The sequence below is a fragment of the Kitasatospora sp. NPDC093558 genome, from assembly GCF_040683475.1.
Classification (GTDB): domain Bacteria; phylum Actinomycetota; class Actinomycetes; order Streptomycetales; family Streptomycetaceae; genus Kitasatospora.
Map to the genome: position 1 here is coordinate 1 of NZ_JBFBDY010001386.1, position 1,066 is coordinate 1,066.

The 1,066-nt window shown below is 74.6% G+C and carries 1 protein-coding gene; it reads right to left on the minus strand.

Annotated elements, in window-relative coordinates; all coding sequences use genetic code 11:
- Positions 1-991, minus strand: a 991-nt coding sequence (locus AB0O00_RS41205) for an asparagine synthase-related protein (RefSeq protein ID WP_363659772.1), incomplete at its 3' end; no start/stop codon positions are given.
- Positions 992-1,066 lie beyond the last annotated feature (75 nt).

The window sequence follows — 1,066 nt, forward strand, 5'->3', positions numbered from 1 at the left end:
GCCGGATGGTCCGCCACGGTGCGTGGTGCAGGTAGGTCGTCGGCGGCACCAGGAGTTCATCCCCGCCCTTGCCGGACAGCAGCGTCCGGGCGCCGCCGGACACCACCCGGTGCCACAGGTGCGCGCCCCGGTAGGGGCTGGCGGCCGTCGGCCCCGGCGCGTCCAGGGGGAGGGCGTGCTCGAAGCCGTCGAACTGCCGGGGCATCTCGGCGGCCTCCAGTACGTGGTGCCGGGCTCCGGGTTGGGCTGCGGCGACCGTGCGGGCCCATCTGAGGTCGTCGTTCGCCGGGTCGCTGCTGGCGCGGGTGAGGTTCAGCGTCCTGGCACCGATCTGCTGGAAGGCGAGCGCCGAGATTGCGGAGCTGTCCAGGCCGCCGGAGAGTTCCACCGCGACGTTTCCCGAGCCCGCTGCCCGAACGGCGACGGCGTCCTGCAGGGCTCGCAGCAGGGCGTCCGCGCCGTGCGCCTTGTCGTGCGCGTCGTCCGGCACGCTCCACCACCGGTCCTGGCGAACCGACCCTTCGGCATCGACCCGGGCGGCAACTCCCGGGGGCACGGCGGAGATTCCCAGGTACGGGCTCGTGCCGTTCTCCGCGAGGGCGACCGGGGCCACCGGGCCGAGGAGGTGATGCGCCACGTGGCCGCTGTCGACCCGGCCACCGAACCTGCCGGCCAGAGGCCTTGCATGGGAGCCGAGCAGGACGCGGCCGCCGAGCTGCGCGGTGAAGACCTGCCGGAGCCCGGCGATGTCTCCGGCCATCCAGGTCTCGCGCCTGTCCGCGACGACCAGGTGGTAGCTCCCCGGGAAGGAGGCCAGGCCCTGCCACCGGCCGGTGGGCCGAAGCGCGCGCACGGCTTCGGCGAGGGCGTCCTCCTCGACCCGGTGGTCGCCGATCACCGCGACGTGCGCGTATCCGACGCGAACGGCGGTGAGCCGGGCGCCTGCGACGCGACCGATGATCCATGGAGCGCCGCCGCGCCAGGCCAGCACGGCAGCGTCGGGGAGATCCGCACCGACGGGCCGTGCCGCCGGAGTAGCCCCCGCCAGCACGACGAACCATCAGCC